At 63.0% G+C, this 15,769-nt stretch carries 16 protein-coding genes and 1 other RNA gene; 16 read left to right on the forward strand and 1 reads right to left on the reverse strand.

From position 1 onward, the window contains the following. The first annotated feature begins 14 nt into the window (after nt 1-14). The 7 genes from NKJ81_RS02425 (at nt 15) to NKJ81_RS02455 (ending at nt 4,023) form a co-directional block, all read left to right on the forward strand. Entirely contained in the window at nt 15-221 is a 207-nt protein-coding gene (locus tag NKJ81_RS02425) for a hypothetical protein (protein WP_023676780.1), read from the forward strand. Between the two features lie 197 nt (nt 222-418). Continuing rightward, a complete protein-coding gene (locus NKJ81_RS02430) occupies nt 419-1,138 on the forward strand; it encodes a TerB family tellurite resistance protein (protein ID WP_352539510.1) in 720 nt (239 codons plus the stop codon). Beyond that, on the forward strand, nt 1,135-1,902 hold the full coding sequence (locus NKJ81_RS02435; protein ID WP_352539511.1) for an N-acetylmuramoyl-L-alanine amidase: 768 nt from the start codon (nt 1,135-1,137) through the stop codon (nt 1,900-1,902). The genes NKJ81_RS02430 and NKJ81_RS02435 overlap by 4 nt, the downstream gene beginning before the upstream one ends. Nucleotides 1,903-2,087: 185 nt before the next feature. Then, nucleotides 2,088-2,837 carry a lytic transglycosylase domain-containing protein gene (locus NKJ81_RS02440; protein ID WP_352471549.1) on the forward strand — a complete coding sequence of 250 codons (750 nt, stop codon included), beginning with the start codon at nt 2,088-2,090 and terminating at the stop codon, nt 2,835-2,837. 59 nt (nt 2,838-2,896) lie between these two features. Continuing rightward, nucleotides 2,897-3,295: RNase P RNA component class A (gene rnpB / locus NKJ81_RS02445), an RNA gene on the forward strand. A gap of 153 nt (nt 3,296-3,448) precedes the next feature. Further along, complete coding sequence (locus NKJ81_RS02450; RefSeq protein WP_352539512.1) at nt 3,449-3,733, forward strand: type II toxin-antitoxin system ParD family antitoxin; 285 nt, start codon at nt 3,449-3,451, stop codon at nt 3,731-3,733. Next, nucleotides 3,730-4,023, forward strand: a complete 294-nt coding sequence (locus tag NKJ81_RS02455; RefSeq protein ID WP_352539513.1) for a type II toxin-antitoxin system RelE/ParE family toxin — start codon at nt 3,730-3,732, stop codon at nt 4,021-4,023. Before NKJ81_RS02450 ends, NKJ81_RS02455 begins: the two co-directional genes overlap by 4 nt. Before the next feature lie 8 nt (nt 4,024-4,031). Here NKJ81_RS02455 and NKJ81_RS02460 read toward each other — a convergent pair whose 3' ends face one another. Next, nucleotides 4,032-5,147 carry a cystathionine gamma-lyase gene (locus NKJ81_RS02460; RefSeq protein ID WP_352539514.1) on the reverse strand — a complete coding sequence of 372 codons (1,116 nt, stop codon included), beginning with the start codon at nt 5,145-5,147 and terminating at the stop codon, nt 4,032-4,034. Nucleotides 5,148-5,552: 405 nt separating this feature from the next. Here NKJ81_RS02460 and mraZ point away from each other — a divergent pair, with 405 nt between their 5' ends. Genes mraZ through ftsW form a run of 9 tightly spaced genes read left to right on the forward strand, consistent with a single transcriptional unit; the run spans nt 5,553 to nt 15,769 of the window. After that, nucleotides 5,553-6,011, forward strand: a complete 459-nt coding sequence (gene mraZ / locus NKJ81_RS02465) for a division/cell wall cluster transcriptional repressor MraZ (protein WP_254818997.1) — start codon at nt 5,553-5,555, stop codon at nt 6,009-6,011. Then, the gene (gene rsmH, locus NKJ81_RS02470) at nt 6,008-7,039 is read left to right on the forward strand and encodes a 16S rRNA (cytosine(1402)-N(4))-methyltransferase RsmH (protein WP_352539515.1); all 1,032 of its coding nucleotides are present in this window, start codon (nt 6,008-6,010) and stop codon (nt 7,037-7,039) included. The genes mraZ and rsmH overlap by 4 nt, the downstream gene beginning before the upstream one ends. Nucleotides 7,040-7,043: 4 nt before the next feature. Next, nucleotides 7,044-7,421, forward strand: coding sequence for a cell division protein FtsL (gene ftsL / locus NKJ81_RS02475; RefSeq protein WP_352539516.1), 378 nt, complete (start codon nt 7,044-7,046; stop codon nt 7,419-7,421). Between the two features lie 14 nt (nt 7,422-7,435). Further along, nucleotides 7,436-9,163, forward strand: coding sequence for a peptidoglycan D,D-transpeptidase FtsI family protein (locus tag NKJ81_RS02480; RefSeq protein WP_352471555.1), 1,728 nt, complete (start codon nt 7,436-7,438; stop codon nt 9,161-9,163). A gap of 54 nt (nt 9,164-9,217) precedes the next feature. Then, entirely contained in the window at nt 9,218-10,672 is a 1,455-nt protein-coding gene (locus tag NKJ81_RS02485) for a UDP-N-acetylmuramoyl-L-alanyl-D-glutamate--2,6-diaminopimelate ligase (protein ID WP_352539517.1), read from the forward strand. Next, the gene (locus NKJ81_RS02490; RefSeq protein ID WP_352539518.1) at nt 10,669-12,102 is read left to right on the forward strand and encodes a UDP-N-acetylmuramoylalanyl-D-glutamyl-2,6-diaminopimelate--D-alanyl-D-alanine ligase; all 1,434 of its coding nucleotides are present in this window, start codon (nt 10,669-10,671) and stop codon (nt 12,100-12,102) included. The genes NKJ81_RS02485 and NKJ81_RS02490 overlap by 4 nt, the downstream gene beginning before the upstream one ends. A gap of 24 nt (nt 12,103-12,126) precedes the next feature. Continuing rightward, nucleotides 12,127-13,209 (forward strand): phospho-N-acetylmuramoyl-pentapeptide-transferase, encoded by a 1,083-nt coding sequence (gene mraY, locus NKJ81_RS02495; RefSeq protein WP_023676767.1) that lies wholly within the window; start codon nt 12,127-12,129, stop codon nt 13,207-13,209. Nucleotides 13,210-13,217: 8 nt separating this feature from the next. Beyond that, on the forward strand, nt 13,218-14,618 hold the full coding sequence (murD, locus tag NKJ81_RS02500; protein WP_352471558.1) for a UDP-N-acetylmuramoyl-L-alanine--D-glutamate ligase: 1,401 nt from the start codon (nt 13,218-13,220) through the stop codon (nt 14,616-14,618). Beyond that, a complete protein-coding gene (gene ftsW, locus NKJ81_RS02505) occupies nt 14,618-15,769 on the forward strand; it encodes a putative lipid II flippase FtsW (protein ID WP_023676765.1) in 1,152 nt (383 codons plus the stop codon). Before murD ends, ftsW begins: the two co-directional genes overlap by 1 nt.

Raw genomic sequence — 15,769 nt, forward strand, 5'->3', positions numbered from 1 at the left:
AGAGGAGAGATATCATGAAGAAACTCATTCTTGCGTCGGTGTCGGCGCTTGCGTTGCTTGGCCTTGCCGCCTGCAGCAACAGCGGCACCGACAACACCACGACGCAGAGCACCAACCCGCCGGCATCCGACCAGACGATGAAACCGGCTGCTCCTGACGCAAACAAGCCGGCCGAGCCGGCTCCGGCTCCGGCGCCTGCGCCGGCTGCTCCGGCTCAGTAGTCAATGTGACAACCAAGGAAAGGCTGGCCTCACAGGCCGGCCTTTCTGCTGCTTACGATACCAGCGCCTGGCGGCCGAGTGCGACGACGTGAGCGCTGGCGCCAGCCGCCTCAGGCATTGCGCCAAATCGATTGGGCCAGCCCCTGCGGCACTGTCTTGGCTTGATAGCGATGGGTGGTTGGTCCTATGAAGCCCCCATGTCGATTTGGGACCGCCTTGGCGACTTCGTCACACGCGTTTCATCTTCAGCGTCGTCAGGCGTCGCCGAAGTGGTCGAGGCCGTGCGCACGGTTTTCTCCGGCGATGCCGATCTGCGCCGGCGCGTCGCCTTCTCGGTGGCGATGATCGCCCTGTCGGCCAAGATGGCCAAGGCAGACGGCATCGTCACGCAAGACGAGGTGCGCGCCTTCCAGGAAATATTCGAGCTGCCGAAGGAACAGAGGCGCAATGTGGCGCGGCTCTACGATTTGGCCAAACGCGACATTGCCGGTTTCGAGACCTATGCCGAGCGGATGGCGCAGCTTTGCGGTTCGGGCCATTCGAACTGCCTGATGCTCGAGGATATACTCGACGGGCTGTTCCACATCGCCAAGGCCGACGGGCTGGTGCATGAGCGCGAGGGCGAATTCCTGCATCGCATCGCCGAGATATTCCGCATCGATGAGGCGCATTACCAGAGCATCCTGGCCCGGCATGTCGATCTGGGTGCCGCCGATCCCTATGTTGTGCTCGGCATCGAGCGCGGGAAGCCGTTCGAGGAGGTCCGCAGGCGCTACCGCAAGCTGGTCTCCGACAATCATCCGGACCGGCTGATCGCACGCGGCCTGCCGCAGGAATTCATCAAGATCGCGACGACCAGGCTGGCGGCGATCAACGCGGCCTATGAAATGATCGAGCGAGGCCTGCGGCACGCATGAGCGGCTTTCCGCCCGATGAGCCGAGCGCCGAGGTCAGGGTATCGCCGAATTTCGGACCACGGCGCGGGACGCTCGGACCCGATATGATCGTGCTGCACTACACCGGCATGGCTACCGGCGCCGGTGCCGAGGCATGGTTGTGCGATCCGGCAAGCGAGGTCTCGTCGCACTACCTGGTCCATGAGGACGGCCGCATTGTTCAGATGGTAAGGGAAAGCGACCGCGCCTGGCATGCCGGCAAGAGCTCGTGGTTCGGACAGAGCGACATCAACTCCTGTTCGATCGGCATCGAGATCGTCAATCCGGGGCATACGCTCGGCTATCGCAACTTTCCAAAACCGCAGATCGGTGCGGTGATCGGCCTGTGCGCCGGCATCATCGAGCGCCATTCCATTCCGGCGCAGCGGGTGCTTGCCCATTCCGACGTGGCACCGGGGCGCAAGGTCGATCCAGGCGAGAAATTTCCATGGAAGGCCTTGTTTGCCGTCGGTATCGGCCATGTTGTGCCGGCAGCACCGATCCGGCGCGGCGCCGTGCTGAAGCCAGGCGATACCGGCGCCGAGGTAGAGGCGCTGCAGTCGATGCTGGCGCTCTATGGTTATGGCGTCGAGATCACCGGCGCCTTCGATCGGCAGACCGAAATCGTGGTAGAGGCATTTCAGCGGCATTTCCGGCAGCGCCTGGTCGATGGCATGGCTGATGGATCGACGATCCGCACGCTGGAAAGGCTGCTCGCTTCCGTAAGGATAGCCTCTCTCAAATAATCTTTTGCCAGCTTAAAAATTACAATCTGTTACTCAAAGTGACTTGCGTCGCCTTCTTTGGCGCCAATTCCGTCGTCAAAGGCGATCCGTACAGATTGTCGGACGTCTATCCCCCCAAATGTTCCGATGTTGATTGAGGGTATCTGCGCGAAGTTCTTTGTGCAGATCAAACAGAACAGGATCACATGCAGAAATTGACCGTTTTAACGGCAGCCATTGCTGCCGGCGTAATGACTTTTGCCTTCAGTGCGGCAAACAGCGCACCGCTGAGCCAGCGGGCCGATCAGGGCTTCAGTGCCGCAGCCGGCAAAACCGCCGTGCCGAAAGCCACCCGTGGTGCAAAAGTAGAGAAGACCGCCACCGCAAAAGTGGAACAAGCAACCGCGGTAAGGACGAAAAAGCCGGCCCCTGCGAAAAAGCCAACCGCTGCAAGAAAGACAATCTCAAAACACTATGTGAAGCGTAACCGCAAAAGCATCGACCACATGGCAACGGCGTCAGTCGCTCCGAAGAGCAGGCCAGCGCCTCAGGCGGTGGTAGTCGGCGCCAGCGGACAGTATTCGGCGATCATTGCGCGTTATGCCGCCAGCTATGGCGTCCCGGTGTCGCTCGCCAACGCCGTCATCAAGATCGAAAGCAACTACCAACCGAACCAGGTCGGCAGCGCCGGCGAGATCGGCCTGATGCAGATCAAGCCGGCGACGGCGCGGATGATGGGCTATAGCGGTTCGGTTCAGGGCCTCTATGATCCAGATACCAACATCAAATACGGCATGAAGTACCTCGCCATGGCGCGGGATCTCGGCGGCGGCACGACCTGCGGCACGATCCTGAAATACAATGCCGGCCATGCCGCCACACGGATGAACCCGGTGTCCGCAGCCTATTGCGGCAAGGTCAAGGTCCAGCTGGCTGCACTTGGAGCGCCCGCCTGACAAGCGACAACTTGCTTTTTCGTTTGCGTTTTCGGGCCTGAACCCCTTTATACGCCTTGCCAGCTGGCCGGGCGGCCGCACCCGCGAAGCCGAAAGGCTGCGGGTGAGGAAAGTCCGGGCTCCATGGAGACACGGTGCCGGTTAATGGCCGGCGGGGGCGACCCCAGGGAAAGTGCCACAGAAAGCAAACCGCCACGATCCAATCGTGGCAAGGGTGAAAGGGTGGGGTAAGAGCCCACCGCGCGACTGGCAACAGGAGCGGCACGGTAAACCCCACCGGGAGCAAGACCGAATAGGGGCGGTGCGGGGGGAAACCCTCGAGGGCTGTTTCCGGCTCACCGTCCGGGTAGGTTGCGTGAGGCGTATGGCAACATGCGCCCAAGATGAATGGCCGCCACGTTCTCGCCGTGTAAGCGGCGAGGGCCATACAGAACCCGGCTTACAGGCCAGCTGGCAGTTTTCCCCGATAAAAGGAAATCTCCTGATATCAGCAGGTTGCGTCTTCGGGCGCAGCCGTTGGTTCAGTTTTCGACCCGCAATTAAGCGCGGCATTCCTTGAAAATGGTGCGATTAAATCGTACCATTTGGATGACGGTATTCAGGAGCGCGTCATGGGACAGGTCGATAAACGCAGCATCACGCTGTCGCCGGAATTGGCGGCGGTGGTCGACGACGTGGTCGCCGCCGGCGAATATGCCTCGGCGAGCGAGGTGATCCGCGACGCGCTGCGGCAATGGAAGGACCGGCGCGACCTGCTCGGCTACACGGTCGAGGAATTGCGCAAGCTGGTGCAGGAAGGGATCGACAGCGGGCCGGGGCTGGACGGGCCGCCAATCATGGAACGGCTGCGCGCCAAATATCTGAAAATGACCGGAACCAAAGGCCTTGAGGAGTGAAATACCGCCTGCTTCCTCAGGCATTGATCGACCTCGAAGCCATCGGCGACTACATTGCCGAACAGAATCCAAATGCGGCGGTTCGGCTCGTGGATCTCTTGCAAAGGCGGTGGGATTTGCTGACCCTGCACCCCTTCTCAGGTGCGCCGCGCGAAGACATCGCAACCGGAATCCGTCACCTGATCGTCGGCGAATACCTCACCTTGTATCGTGTCCGCGAAGAGGCGATCGAAATCATTCGCGTGCTGCACGGCCGGCGCAAGATCGACGCCGACGATCTAAGTTCGTGATTGCCGATTCAGCCACCGATTGCGTCCAGCGACGCCTCGATCGCCTGCCAAAGCTCTTCCACCGGCTCGCAGCCGATCGACAGGCGAACGAAGCCGGGGGGAACGGCATCTCCCCTTTTTGATCGCCGTTCGGCCGAAGTGTGTACGCCGCCGAACGAAGTCGCTGCCTGCATCAAGGCGCAGTTGTTGATGAAATCCTCGGCCTTGTCCTCCGAGGCGAGCACGAACGAGATGAGAAAGCCGAAGCGCTCCATCTGGGCGCGGGCAAGATTGTGCGATGGATCGCTCTCCAGTCCCGGAAAGCGCAAGCCGCTGATCGCGCGATGGTTTTTCAGTCGTCGCGCTATTATTTCGGCGGAAGCGCACATGCGGTCGAAGCGCACGTCCAGCGTTTCGAGGCCGCGATGCACCAGCCATGCCTCGAACGGCCCGGGGATGGCGCCCGACGTCTCGCGCCAGTCGGTCACCCTTGAGATAATGTCCGCGTCGCGGCTGGCGACATGGCCGAACAGCACGTCGGAATGGCCGTTTGGTGCCTTGGTGTCGGCGGCAATGACGATGTCTGCGCCGAGATCGAGCGGGCGCTGGCCGAAAGGCGTCATCGTCGTGTTGTCGACCACAAGCCCCGCACCCGCTTTGTGCACGGCTTCGGCGACGGCTGCGATGTCGCATATATCCAGTCCCGGGTTGGCGGGCGTTTCGACGAAGGCAAGCCGGTATCCGTCGAAGCCGCCGTCGAGGAAGCTCGACGTCGGCCGGACATCGTAAGTGACGTCGAAGGACTTGAGGAAGCGCTCTGCCAGCGCTCTCGTCGTGTGATAGCCGTCGGACGGCAGCAGGATACGGTCGCCGGCTTTGAGCAGGCCGAAAAATACCGCCGAGATGGCAGCCATCCCCGAGGGAAAGGCGACGCATGGGGCGTCTTCCAGATGCGCCAGCATGTGCTCGACCGCATCCCAGGTTGGATTGCTGAAGCGGCCATATTGATCATAGCCGGTGGCGTCGCCGGGCGCATGAAAGATGGCGGCCATGGTCAGGGGCAAGGGGATCGGGTCGCCCTTGGCCAGCCCGCCGCGGCGCAGATGGGGAAGTGCCGCGGCGCGTGACTTGGCTGTTTCGGACATGGTTTCAACCTCGTTACTGACCGGAAAAGGACATGCCGAGGCTATGCGCGGCAGCGATCCGCAGCAAGCCGGCTCCGGTTGGGCCACACGGCTCTAAACGCTTCGTTAGGCTTAATAGACGATAAAGACGGGAGTGCCGTCAAAGCTGCTCTCCCCAGTCGTGGCAGGCGCGTTTTGAAGACTGTTCCCGTTGACGCCCATAACACCCCATGATATCCCATTCCGATACTCAAGCCTTCGTTTCGTGTCAGGGTGAAGCGTACGCCAATCGGGCAGCCGCGGCGGCTGCGCGTTTGCCTGCGTTCGCCCGTTATAACGAAGTGGGTTTTGGACGCCGACCGGGCTGGGGCGGCGCGGACAGGAAGATGCAGAGGGGTGCGGCGGCGCAAGCGGCCGTAACGCGTAATGGACCGGTTTCTGTCGAACGCGGTGAACAGGATCGATGCGAAGGGACGGGTGTCCGTGCCGGCGCATTTCCGTGCCGTTGTGCAGAAACGCGGCTATTCGGAACTTTATGCGCTACGCTGCCTGGATCGCCCGGCGATGGATGTCGGTGGGCTCGACCTGCTCGATCGCTACGAGCAGCGTATCGCCCAGGAAGACCCGTTCCTGCAGACGGCGGACGACATGTCGTTCTTCTGCCATGGCGATGGAACGTTTCTGAAGCTCGACCAGGACGGCCGTATCACGATGAGCGATTTCATTCGCGAGCATACCGGCATTTCAGCGGAAGTGGCCTTCGTTGGCCGCGGCAATTTCTTTCAGATCTGGGAGCCGGGACGGCTCAGCGCCTATGGGACGGAAGCACGCGCCCGGCTTTTGCAACTTCGGCAGGGGACGAAGCCCGGGGAGCGGCCGGAATGATGGCGGGCGACGGCGATGAAGTTCATGCCGCTGGCGGACCAGCCCGTCACATTCCGGTCCTCCTTGCCGAAGTTCTGGAGGCGCTGGCGCCGACAAAAGGCGAGGTGATCGTCGACGGCACGTTCGGTGCCGGCGGCTACACGAAGGCCATTCTGGCAAGCGGAGCCTCGGTCGTCGCCATCGACCGCGATCCGGATGCGATCGCGGCGGGGCGGGCCCTTGAACAGCAGTCCGGCGGCAAGCTCAGGCTTGTCCAGGCACCGTTCTCGACGCTCGACGAACAGGTTGAAAGTGCCGATGGCGTCGTGCTCGACATCGGCATCTCCTCCATGCAGATCGACCAGCCGGAGCGCGGCTTTTCGTTCCGGGCCGATGGGCCGCTCGACATGCGCATGGCGCAGGCGGGCCTGAGCGCCGCCGACGTCGTGAACACCTTCAAGGTGGGCGATCTTGCCCGCATCTTCGGTTTTCTCGGCGAGGAACGCCATGCCGGGCGCATCGCCCGCATGATCGAGAGCCGTCGCGAAAAACGCCCCTTCGAGCGCACGCTCGATCTTGCCGATGCCATCGAGACGCATATCGGTCGCGCGCCAAAGGACAAGATCCATCCGGCCACCCGCGTTTTCCAGGCGCTGCGCATCTTCGTCAATGACGAACTCGGCGAACTGGCCAAGGCACTGTTTGCCGCAGAGCGCGTGCTGAAACCGGGCGGGCGGCTTGTCGTGGTGACCTTCCATTCCCTGGAGGACCGCATCGTCAAGCGCTTCATCGCCGACAGAGCCGATTCAGCGACCGGATCGCGGCACCTGCCCGAGGCGCAGGCGCGCACCGCCACCTTCACCAAGAAGGGCGGCGGCGTGACGCCTGGCGATGCCGAGATAACGGCAAATCCGCGGGCGCGCTCGGCAAGGCTGCGCGCTGCGATCCGTACAGAGGCGCCGGCGCGCGCCGGCGATTTTTCGATTTTCGGCCTGCCAAAACTGCCTGGCCCAAAGCTTCCCGGCGCCGATCGACCGGGAGAGAGGTGAGCACGTGTTTCGTACCAGCGACATAGTCCTGATCGCCGTGATGGTTTCGGCGGCCGCCCTGACCTACAAGACCAAGCGCGAGGCCGAGGAGCAAATGGCGGCAGTGCACAAGATCCAGGCGCAGATCCGTTATGAGGAGGACACGATCGACCTGCTCAAGGCGGACTGGAGCCTGCTTACCCAGCCGTCGCGCCTGCAGAAGCTCACCGAAATCTACAAATCGCAACTCGGACTCGAGCCGGTCAATGCGCGGCAGATCGTCGGGCTGGACGATCTGCCGGCGAAACCCGTCAATATCGAGGACCTTTCATCGCAGCGGCTGGGCGGCATGGCCGATATCGGCGGCAAGGATCCCGTGGTGACCGGAGGCGTCGTCCAATGATCACCGGATTTCCAATGGCTGCCAGATTTCCAAAGATTGGCAGGCTGCTGAAGCGCGGTTCGAAGCCCGGTGCAGGCGGATCAATCGTGGTCGAAGGTGCCCGCAAGGCGACCGGTGGCAAGGGCAGGACCCGCATCGTCATGACGATGGCAGTGTTCTTCGGCATCTATTCGACCATTGCCGGGCGGCTGGTCTATCTGGGTTTCCAGAATCCCGACCTGTCGGGCGGCCCGCAGAGCCGGGTGACGGCATCGCGACCCGACATCGTCGACCGTAACGGCGAAGTGCTGGCGACCGACATCAAGACCGCGTCGCTGTTTGCCGAACCGCGCCGCATCGTCGATGCCGACGAGGCGATCGAAAAGCTGTCGACGGTGCTTCCCGAGATCGACTACGAGCAGACATACAACAAGCTGAAGAGCGGCGCCGGGTTCGTCTGGCTGCAGCGTCAACTGACGCCGAAGCAGCAGGCCGACATCATGCAACTCGGCATCCCCGGATTCGGCTTTCGCACCGAAAAGCGCCGGTTCTATCCGGCCGGCGAAACCTCGTCCTACATTGTCGGCCTCACCAACATCGACAATCAGGGCATCTCCGGCATGGAGAAATACATCGACGAACAAGGCTTGAGCGACCTTCAGGCGTCGGGTCTGGCGGTGGCCAAGGATTTGAAGCCGGTGCAGCTCTCGATCGACCTGCGCGTCCAGCATATCGTGCGCGATGAGGTCGCCACCGGCATGGAAAAGTACCACGCGATCGCGGCGGGCGCCGTCGTGCTCAACGTCAAGACCGGCGAGGTGCTGGCGATGGCGTCGGTTCCGGATTTCGATCCGAACAACCCCTATAACGCGCAGGACAAGGACCGGCTCAACCGTATGTCGGCCGGCCTCTATGAAATGGGGTCGACCTTCAAGAGCTTCACCACCGCCATGGCGCTCGATTCCGGCAAGATAACGCTGCAAAGCCGTTTCGACGCGTCGCGCCCGATCAGGATCGGCCATCAAACCATCCATGATTTCCATGGCAAGGGCCGGGTACTGTCGGTGCCGGAAGTGTTCATCTACTCCTCCAATATCGGCTCTGCCAAGGAAGCCGAAGCGGTTGGCATCGACGGACACCGCGAATTCCTGCATCGCCTGGGAATCCTCGAGAAGATGCAGACCGAACTGCCGGAAGTGGCTCGGCCGACCGAGCCCAAGGTCTGGAAGCAGGTCAATTCGATCACCATCGCCTTCGGCCACGGTGTATCGACGACGCCGCTGCAGACAGCGGTCGGCTGCGCCGCGCTGATGAATGGCGGCTATCTGATGGACCCGACCTTCCTGCCGCGCACGCAGGAGCAGGCGATGGCGGTGGCCAAGAAAGTGGTCAGCGACAAGACGGTCGAGGGCATGCGCTATCTCTATGCACTCAATGCCGAAAAGGGATCCGGCCGCAATGCACGGGTGCCAGGATACCGGGTGGGCGGCAAGACGGGAACGGCGGAGAAGGTTGTCAACGGCCGTTACTCGAAGGAAAAGAATTTCAACGCCTTCGTTGCGGCTTTTCCGATGGACGATCCGCAATACATAGTGCTTACGATCGCCGACGAACCGAAGCCGGAAAAGCCCGGCATGGGTGGTACGGCCGCCTCGAACGCGGGCATCATGGCTGCAAACATCATCCGACGTGCGGCTTCCATGCTTGGCGTGAAGCCAGATTTCAGCCATGAAAATGGTGCAACGCTGGTTTCCTATCAGTGATTCTTGGGGCGCGCCGGCAACTGCGCGCTATTTTGTTGCGATGAACGGGGTTCGATGAAGCTGAAAAATCTAGCCGGTATCCTGCCTGTCGAGGGGACAGCTTCCTTCGACATGGAGGTTACAGGGATTTCGTCGGATTCCCGCCAGGTAACACGGGGCGTCGTCTTTTTCGCGCTCACCGGCTCCAAGGCGGATGGCGCAGCCTACGCAGCCGATGCCGCAAGCCGCGGCGCTGCCGCGATCGTGGTCGGCAAAGGCAGTGCGGTCGCCGGGCTGCCAGTCCCGGTTCTTGTCGTAGACGATCCGCGCCTTGCACTGGCGCTGAGTGCTGCACGTTTTTTCGGCATGCAACCGCAAACCATGGTCGCGGTGACCGGAACCAGCGGCAAGACCTCGGTCGCCGCATTCACCCGGCAGATATGGGAGCAGGCGGGTTTTGCCGCCGCCTCGATCGGCACGACCGGCGTGGTGGCGCCGGGCCGCAACGAATATGGCTCGCTGACCACGCCGGATCCGGTGGCACTGCACAGGCTGCTCAAGGAGCTGGCGCAGGCCGGCGTCACCCACGCCTCGATGGAAGCGTCCAGCCATGGCCTCGACCAGCGCCGGCTCGACGGCGTCAAGCTCGCGGCCGGCGGCTTCACCAATCTCGGCCGCGACCATATGGACTATCATCCGACGGTCGAGGACTATCATCGCGCCAAATTGCGTCTGTTCGACGCGCTGCTGCCGAAGGGCGCGCCGGCGGTCATCTTTGCCGACGACCCGTGGTCGGAGCCGACGATCAAGGCGGCGCGGGCAGCGGGACTGAACGTGCTGACGGTCGGCCGCCACGGCGATTTCCTGCGGCTGAAGCGGGTCGAGCACGAGCGCCACCGCCAGCGCGCCGAGGTCGAAGCGGACGGCGTTCTCCACGAAGTCGACTTGCCGCTGGCCGGCGACTTCCAGATTGCAAATGCGCTGGTGTCGGCCGGCCTCGCCATTTCGACTGGAACATCTGTTGCCAAGGCGTTGATGTCGCTGGAGAAATTGAAGGGCGCGCCGGGACGGCTCGACCTTGTCGGGACGGCCGCCAACGGCGCGCCGGTCTATGTCGACTACGCGCACAAGCCGGATGCGCTGGAAAACGTGCTGGCTTCGGTGCGCCCCTTTACCACCGGCCGCGTCATCGTCGTATTCGGTTGCGGCGGCGACCGGGACCGAGGCAAGCGGCCGATCATGGGCGAGATCGCCACAAGGCTGGCCGAGGTGGTCATCGTCACCGACGACAATCCCCGCTCGGAAGTACCCGAGACGATCCGCGCCGCGATCCTGGAAGCCGCACCTGGCGCCATCGAGATCGGCGACCGGCGCAAGGCCATCCACGAGGCGGTCGGGATGCTTCACGCTGGCGACACGCTGATCGTGGCCGGCAAGGGCCATGAGGAAGGCCAGACCATCGGCACCGAGACGCTGCATTTTTCCGATCATGAGGAAGTTCGCTCGGCGCTGCGGGAGCAAGCGGCGTGAGCTATCTGTGGACCTCCGAGGCGCTGGTTGCCGCCATGGATGGCCGGCCGCTCGGTCCGATGCCTGAAGCCATCGCCGGCATTTCCATCGACAGCCGCAGCCTGCAGCCGGGAGACGCTTTCTTCGCCATCAAGGGCGAGGCCATGGACGGCCATGATTTCGTCACCGCCGCCATCAAGGCGGGCGCCGGCGTGCTGGTCGTCGCCGAGGGCAAGCTGCCGTCGCTGGGGCGGCTGACTGCACCGATGATCGTCGTGGAGGACGTGCTTGTCGCTCTGGAAAAGCTCGGCGTTGCGGCGCGCGCACGCTCAAAGGCCAGGGTCATTGCCGTGACCGGATCGGCGGGCAAGACCACCACCAAGGAAGCGCTACGCCACGCTCTCTCCGCGGTCGGTACGGTGCATGCTTCGGCCCAGTCGTTCAACAATCACTGGGGCGTGCCGCTGACGCTGGCGCGCATGCCCCAGGATTGCGACTATGCCGTCTTCGAGATCGGCATGAACCATCCCGACGAGATCCGGCCGCTGGTCAAGATGGTCCGGCCGCATGTCGCCATCGTCACGTTGATCGCGGCCGCTCACCTCGGCTTCTTCCGCAACCTGGACGAGATCGCCAAGGCCAAGGCAGAGGTTTTCGAGGGACTGGAACCCGGTGGCGCCGCCCTTCTCAACCGCGACGATGCGCGCTGGAAGCTGCTGGAGAAGATGGCCAAAGAGGCCGGCGTCGAGCATGTCTACGGGTTCGGCGAGAACGCCCGGGCGACCTTCAAACTGATCAAATGCGAGCTCAATGCCGATCACTCGGTCATCACCGCCAAGATTGGCGGGCACGAGATTGTCGCCAGGATCGGCGCGCCGGGCCGCCATATGGTGCAGAACGTGCTCGCGGTGCTTGGTGCCGCGCATCTGGTCGGCGCCGACGTTAACAGGGTTGCGCAGGCGCTGGCCGATCTTTCGCCCGAACGCGGACGCGGCAAGCGCTATGTGTTGCGTCATCCCAACGGGCCGATCACGCTGATCGACGAGAGCTACAACGCCAATCCCGCGTCGATGAGCGCTGCAATGGCACTGCTCAACACGACGCCGGTGTCGGGCGAGGGCAGGCGCATTGCCGTGCTCGGCGATATGCTCGAGCTCGGCAGCCATTCGGCGAAATTGCATGCCGCGCTTGCCGGTCTGATCGTCGGCACCGACACGCGCACGGTCTTTCTCGGAGGCCCGGAAATGCGGGCGCTGGCCGACGTTTTGCCCGACGAGATCAGGACGGAATACCGCGCCGGTGCGGAAGATCTGAAACCGGTTCTTCTATCGGAATTGAAGCCCGGCGACGTGGTCATGATCAAATCGTCGAAGGGCATAGGCTTTTCAAAGCTGGTCGAGGCGTTGCTCGGCAAGTTTCCGGCGGAAGCCACAACCAGCAGACAGACCTAGGATCGGTCCGGGGGACGCAAGCGCATGCTAACACTGCTCGTCGAATTTGCGGACAAGATCTCGGTCTTCAACGTCTTCCGCTACATAACCTTCCGCACCGGCGGAGCGCTGATCACAGCGGCACTGATCGTGTTCATTTTCGGACCGACCATCATCAATTCGCTGCGGCTGCGGCAAGGCAAGGGCCAGCCGATCCGTGCCGACGGGCCGCAGACGCATTTCAAGAAGGCGGGAACGCCGACAATGGGCGGACTGATGATCCTGTCCGGCATCGTCGGTTCGTCGCTGCTGTGGGCGAACCTGTCGAGCATCTACGTCTGGGTGGTCCTGCTGGTGACGCTGGGATTCGGCTCGATCGGCTTTTACGACGATTATCTCAAAGTAACCAAGCAATCGCATCTCGGCTTTTCCGGCAAGGCGCGGCTGGGGCTCGAATTCGTCATCGCCGGCATCGCCGCCTGGGTGATCATGCATAACGGCCAGGCGCCGTTCTCGTCATCGTTGACATTCCCTTTCGCCAAGGAGTTTCTCGTCAATCTCGGCTGGTTCTTCATCCCGTTCTCGTGCTTTGTCATCGTCGGCGCCGGCAATGCGGTGAACCTGACCGACGGTCTCGACGGGCTGGCGATCGTGCCGATCATGATCGCCGCCGCATCCTTCGGCGTCATCGCCTATCTCTCTGGCAACGCGGTGTTCGCCGAATATCTGCAGATCCATTTCGTGCCCGGCACCGGCGAACTTGCGGTGGTCCTTGGAGCGGTGATCGGCGCCGGTCTCGGCTTCCTCTGGTTCAATGCGCCGCCGGCGGCGATCTTCATGGGCGACACCGGCTCGCTGGCGCTGGGTGGGCTGATCGGCACGGTCGCGGTGGCGACCAAGCACGAGATCGTGCTGGTCATCGTCGGCGGCCTGTTCGTCGTCGAGATATTCTCGGTCATCATCCAGGTCGGCTACTTCAAGATGACCGGCAAGCGCGTCTTCCTGATGGCGCCGATCCACCATCATTTCGAAAAGCTCGGCTGGACCGAAAGCCAGGTGGTGATCCGCTTCTGGATCATCGCCGTCATCCTGGCGCTGGTCGGCCTGTCGACCCTGAAGCTCAGATAGGAGGCCGCTTGATCCCCGCCGCATCCTTTTCAGGCAAGCGCGTTTCGCTCTTCGGGCTCGGTGGCTCGGGGATTGCCACGGCGCGCGCGCTGATCGAGGGCGGCGCGGATGTGCTGGCCTGGGACGACAATCCCGACAGCGTCGCCAAGGCCGGCGCGGTCGGCATCACGACAGCGGACCTGCGCGGTGCGGACTGGGCGAGGTTTTCCGCCTTCGTGCTGTCGCCCGGCGTGCCGCTGACGCATCCCAAGCCACACTGGACCGTCGAGTTGGCGCGGGGCTCAGGCGTGGAGATCATCGGCGACATCGAGCTTTTCTGCCGCGAGCGGATGCTGCTGGCACCGGCAGCACCTTTCATTGCCATTACCGGCACCAACGGCAAGTCGACGACCACGGCACTGACGGCGCACATCCTAAAATCGGCTGGGCGCGACACGCAGATGGGCGGGAATATCGGCCGCGCGGTGATGACGCTCGATCCGCCGCAGCCTGAACGGCATTATGTGGTTGAGTGCTCTTCCTACCAGATCGATCTTGCCCCTTCGATCAACCCGACGGCCGGTGTGCTGCTCAATCTGACGCCGGACCATCTCGACCGCCATGGCACGATGCAACACTACGCCTCGATCAAGGAGCGGCTGGTGGCCGGCAGCGAGACGGCAATCATCGGTGTCGACGATTCCTGGTGCGCCCAGATCGCCGATCGGCTGGAGCGGGCCGGCCGGCAGGTCATCCGCATCTCCAAGCGGCTGCCGCTGACCGACGGCTATTTCGCTGACGGCACCAACTTAATGGAAGCCGTGCACGGCCGCTACAGCCGTGTCGCCTTCCTCGAAGGCATCGGCTCGTTGCGCGGCCAGCACAATGCGCAGAACGCGCTGGCCGCCGCCGCCGCCTGCCTCAAGGTCGGGCTCGAGCTCGGCGAGATCCAATCCGGACTGGAGAGTTTCCCTGGGCTGGCGCACCGCATGGAGCAGGTCGGCCGCAAAGGGCATGTGCTGTTCGTCAACGATTCCAAGGCGACCAATGCCGATGCCGCTGCACCGGCGCTGTCGAGCTTTGCGCGTATCTACTGGATTGCCGGCGGCCTGCCGAAAGAGGGCGGCATCGAGCCGTTACGCGGCTTCTTCCCGCGCATCGCCAAGGCCTATCTGATCGGCGAAGCCGCACCGGCCTTTTCGGCGACGCTGGGCGAAGCGGTGCCCTACGAGATATCAGGCACGTTGGCGGCGGCAGTCGAACACGCCGCCCGCGATGCGGCCGGGGATAGTAGCGGCGAGGCAGTGGTGCTGCTGTCGCCGGCCTGCGCCAGTTTCGACCAATTCAAGAATTTCGAAGTCCGCGGCGAGGCGTTCAGGCAAGCCGCAACCGCCATTGATGGCGTGAAGCCCATCGGAGGGACACGATAATGCAAAGCCGTCTCGACAAAAGCCCTGTGGCGACCTGGTGGTGGACGATCGATCGGTGGTTCCTGGCGGCGTTCCTGTCGCTGATGGGGCTCGGCATCGTTTTGTCCTTCGCCGCAAGCCCGGCGGTGGCCGAGCGCATCGGGCTAGACAGTTTCCACTTCGCGACGCGCCAGATTATCTTCACCATTCCGGCACTTGGGGTGATGCTGGCCGTCTCGTTCCTTGAATCCAGGCAGATCCGGCGCATGGCGCTGGTCATGCTGTGCATCATGCTGTTTTTGATGGTGGCGGTGCTCTATATCGGCGTCGAGGTGAAGGGCGCGCGGCGTTGGGTGTCGCTAGCCGGCCTCTCGATCCAGCCGTCCGAGTTCCTGAAACCGGCCTTCGTCATCATCTGCGCCTGGCTGTTCGCCGAGCACAAGCGCCAGCCCGACATTCCGGGCAATTTGTTCGCCATGTTGCTGCTTGCGCTGGTCATCTCGCTGCTGGTGGCGCAGCCTGACCTTGGGCAGACCATGCTGGTGCTCGGCACCTGGGGGGTGATGTTCTTCATGGCCGGGTTGCCGTGGCTGTGGATCGTCGCGCTGGGTGCTGCCGGCGTCGGCGGCGTGTTCGCTGCCTATGCGGTGTTCCCGCACGTTGCCGGCCGCATCGACCGCTTCATGACCGGCGAGGGCGACACGTTCCAGGTCGACATGGGCCGCGAGGCGCTGATCAATGGCGGCTGGTTCGGCGTCGGGCCGGGCGAGGGTACCGTCAAGCGGGTCATCCCCGACAGCCACGCCGACTTCGTCTTCTCCGTCGCCGGCGAGGAATTCGGGCTGATCATGTGTTTCTTCATCATGTCCATCTTCGGCTTCATCGTGCTGCGCGGCCTCAACACGGCACTCAAGGAGCAGGACGATTTCACACGCTATGCGGTTGGCGGCCTGGTCACGGTCTTCGGCCTGCAGTCGGTCATCAACATGGCCGTCAATCTGCAGCTGATGCCCGCCAAGGGCATGACGCTGCCGTTCATTTCCTACGGCGGTTCCTCGCAGATCGCGATCGCCATCTCGATGGGCATGGTGCTGGCGCTGACGCGCAAGCGCCCGGAAAAGCGCAAGCAGCTGGGCTTCATGCCGTCGCCGCGTGCGATGCCGGCGGAGTGA

It is taken from the genome of Mesorhizobium sp. M0018 (genome assembly GCF_040323955.1).
Lineage (GTDB): Bacteria > Pseudomonadota > Alphaproteobacteria > Rhizobiales > Rhizobiaceae > Mesorhizobium.